Annotated in this window: 4 protein-coding genes; 3 read left to right on the forward strand and 1 reads right to left on the reverse strand. The window is 41.3% G+C overall.

What is annotated here, in order from left to right; all coding sequences use genetic code 11:
- The first annotated feature begins 382 nt into the window (after positions 1-382).
- From Q0081_RS30780 to Q0081_RS30790, 3 genes are all read left to right on the forward strand, one after another.
- On the forward strand, positions 383-1,687 hold the full coding sequence (locus tag Q0081_RS30780) for an NAD(P)/FAD-dependent oxidoreductase (RefSeq protein WP_298362743.1): 1,305 nt from the start codon (positions 383-385) through the stop codon (positions 1,685-1,687).
- Between the two features lie 144 nt (positions 1,688-1,831).
- The gene (locus Q0081_RS30785; protein WP_298362746.1) at positions 1,832-2,737 is read left to right on the forward strand and encodes a prohibitin family protein; all 906 of its coding nucleotides are present in this window, start codon (positions 1,832-1,834) and stop codon (positions 2,735-2,737) included.
- 89 nt (positions 2,738-2,826) lie between these two features.
- Positions 2,827-3,372: a Uma2 family endonuclease gene (locus Q0081_RS30790; protein WP_298362749.1), complete on the forward strand. Its 546-nt coding sequence runs from the start codon at positions 2,827-2,829 to the stop codon at positions 3,370-3,372.
- Between the two features lie 37 nt (positions 3,373-3,409).
- On the opposite strand, the gene Q0081_RS32055 is transcribed toward Q0081_RS30790, so the two are convergent.
- Positions 3,410-3,511 (reverse strand): transposase, encoded by a 102-nt coding sequence (locus Q0081_RS32055; protein WP_409034083.1) that lies wholly within the window; start codon positions 3,509-3,511, stop codon positions 3,410-3,412.
- Between the last annotated feature and the right edge of the window lie 2 nt (positions 3,512-3,513).

Here is a 3,513-nt window from a genome sequence, read left to right on the forward strand (position 1 = left end):
AACCTGAATAACCAAGTCTTTGGGTCGGTGAAGATGGTAAAAAAAAGTACCCTTACTTAATACCCAACGGTTATGGCAACCATTACAATAGACTTGATTATGGGATTTACTTAAGGTGTATATGTTGACTGTGCCTATTTTTTCGTAAAACTTACAATTTGCATTGTCACAGTATTGTAAGCCTTTATATTTTTCAAAATCTATGTCCATTCAACAAAGATGCTTAACATAACTCACTAATCCAGTACCTATTTTTCCACATTTGCTCTTAATACTGTGCCAAAAGAACCAAAATTTAGACCCTATCGTTGTGAAAATAAGGGGTAAAGGATAAAATAGTTAAACTTTTGCCCACGGTGAACTGCTAACTGAAGCCTATTTTATGACTCCCAATCTTCCCAAAACCGAACAAAAACGCGTTGTCATTGTGGGCGCTGGGTTCGGTGGGCTTGTGCTTGCACGCAAGCTTTCGCAAAATTCTGATTTACAGATTGTACTGATTGATAAAAACAACTATCACCAATTCCAGCCCCTGTTTTATCAGGTAGCTATGGCGGGACTGGAACCCAGTTCGATTGCTTTTCCGTTGCGTAAAATTTTTCAATCTAAGAAAAACGTGAATATTCGGGTAACGCAGGTGTTGAAAATTAACCCCGAAGTGAATGTAATTGAGACGGGATTGGGAGCGATAGAATACGATTATTTAGTGCTGGCAACGGGAGCGGATACCAATTTTTTTGGTATGAAAAACATGATTGACAACGCGATGCCGATGAAATCTGTTTCGGAAGCGTTGGCGATTCGGAACCGAATGCTGCAAAATTTTGAAGATGCGCTTAGCGCCGAAACGCTGGAAGAACGCCTCGGATTGATGAATATCGTCATTGTAGGAGGCGGCCCAACGGGGGTGGAAATTGCGGGTACATTGGCCGAAATGAAGCGACACATTTTGCCGAAAGATTATCCCGAACTCAACTTTGATTCCATGCAGATTTATCTCTACGAATCTTCTTCCGAAGTGTTGGAAGTGATGTCGAACGAAGCTTCTGTGAAAGCCAAACAGTATTTAACTGACTTGGGAGTGAATCTGCGGTTGGGAGTACGTATTGCAGATTTTGACGGAAAACATGCCTTTACCAACACAGGCGACCGCTTGCGTACCAATAATCTGATTTGGGCGGCAGGCGTGAAAGCCAATGGTTTGGAAGGAATACCGCCAACAGCTTACGGACGAGGCGGACGTGTCTTAGTAAATTGCTTTAATCAGGTGGAAGGTTTTAGGAATGTATTTGCCTTGGGCGATTTGGCTTTAATGACCGAAGAAAAATACCCGAACGGGCACCCGCAATTGGCACAACCTGCCATGCAGCAAGGTGAATTATTAGCCAAAAATTTTACCCGACTTCTCAAGGGTCAGGAAATGAAACCTTTTACGTACAAAGACTTAGGTTCTATGGCAACCGTTGGGCGTAATTTGGCGGTTGTGGATTTACCCTTCTGGAAATTTCAGGGCTTTTTTGCCTGGATGACCTGGATGTTTGTACACTTGATTTCGATTGTGGGGGTTAAAACCCGATTGCTTATTTTCATCAATTGGCTTTGGAACTACGTTACTTATGATCAATCGCTGCGGTTAATCATCAAGCCTAAAATCATAAAGGAGAAATTGGAGTCGGTTGAAAAATAAAGAAGGCAACAGCGCGACAATTTGACATACCGTTCTTCCTGTTTTTTTACTGATACTAAATTCCCTTAACCTTTCTTCCAAATCGTGTACAATACGTGCAGGAAACACGTACGTTTGTGGCGTAAATTTTAAACACAAACTACTATGTTTCTGATTATTATTGGGGTTATTGTTCTTATAGCCGGTTTCGCTATCAATACCCCTTCGTTGGCCTTCTCTAAGTTTTCTCGTCCTGTTAAGGTGGCGGGTGTTGTACTGGTTATTTTCGGCGTACTAACTTCAAGCGTTAAGCAAGTTGATGCAGGTTCGGTAGGGATTGAATCCTTATTTGGGAAAGTGAGTGATCGTACTCTCAGCAGCGGCCTCAACTTTGTAAATCCTTTGGTAGAGATTACGAGTATTGATACAAAAACTCAAAATTATACCATGTCAGCTGTGCATGATGAAGGGGATAAAGAAGGTGATGACGCCATTCGTATTTTAACTGCCGATGGATTACAGGTAGAGATAGATTTGACGATATTGTATCGGGTCATTCCTTCGGAAGCTCCCAAAATTTACCGTGAAATCGGGCCAACTTACGTAGAGAAAATTGTTCGCCCCATCACCCGGACGCGTATCCGTGACAATGCCGTTAATTATGATGCCGTAGCCTTGTATTCGACAAAACGCGATGAATTCCAGAATCGTATTTCCAAGCAAATCGAACAGGAATTTAAAGCACGGGGCATATTTTTGGAAAATGTTCTGATTCGGAACATCAACTTGCCTGAGTCAGTGAAAAAGACGATTGAGTCCAAAATCAATGCCGAGCAGGATTCGCAGAAAATGCAATTTGTGTTGAGTAAAGAGAAACAGGAAGCTGAACGTAAGCGTGTAGAAGCGCAGGGTATTGCCGATTATCAGCGCATTATTTCGGAAAGTTTGACGGACCGTCAGCTGCAATACGAACAAATCAAAGCCCAAAAAGAATTGGCGGCTTCGCCCAATTCCAAGATCATTATCATGGGTGGGAAAGGCAGCGTACCCGTGATTTTAGGAGATAAATAACAAATGCAAAAGTGCGCAGTTGGCTGGTTTACTATGTTTTGTAAATCAGCCAATATTTTTTATTTTTGAGTAAAATAACCGGTAAACCAATGATTGAAGCAAGAGATACAGCAGTTCTGCCCAAAACCTTGGAAGAGTTTATAGGGTGGGAGCCGGAAGATGGCTTTAAATATGAATGGAATGACGGAGAGCTTATCAAATTTGTTGGCATGAACAAAACACAAGTCTTTATCTACGAGATACTGAATCAGCTTTTTATTGAAAAAGGATTCTGGAAATCAGGCACTTTGATTTCAGAATATGATGTGCAGCTTACCGGTATTCAAATGAGAAGGCCCGATATAGCCTATCTGTCTAAAGAACAAATAAAGCGGACTAAGCAAGGAGAAGATGAAATACCTGAATTTTTGATAGAGATTATTTCCGGCAGCGATAACGCCAATAAAGTTGAAGAAAAAACGGCTGAATATTTTAAAGCAGGGGTAAAAGTTATGTGGTTGATTTATCCTGAAAATAAGACAATTCATGTCTATACTTCACGCAAGCAAGTTCAAATCTGCACCGATGATGATACCTGTTCGGCCAAGCCAGTTCTTCCCGAATTTGAACTGAGTGTCAACTCAATTTTTGCTTAACTTCAGATATATACTGAACTAAATGGTTCATCAGGCATTATAGTGGTTGGAGGAAATTGACGAGTATGCGCTCTCGAAATTGCTCAAAGTTTCGGAACCCGTAGGCTCCTCGTTTCAAGGTCTTGATGGCGTTATTAATCC

Origin of the sequence: Runella sp. (assembly GCF_027484545.1) — a bacterium.
Taxonomy (GTDB): domain Bacteria; phylum Bacteroidota; class Bacteroidia; order Cytophagales; family Spirosomataceae; genus Runella.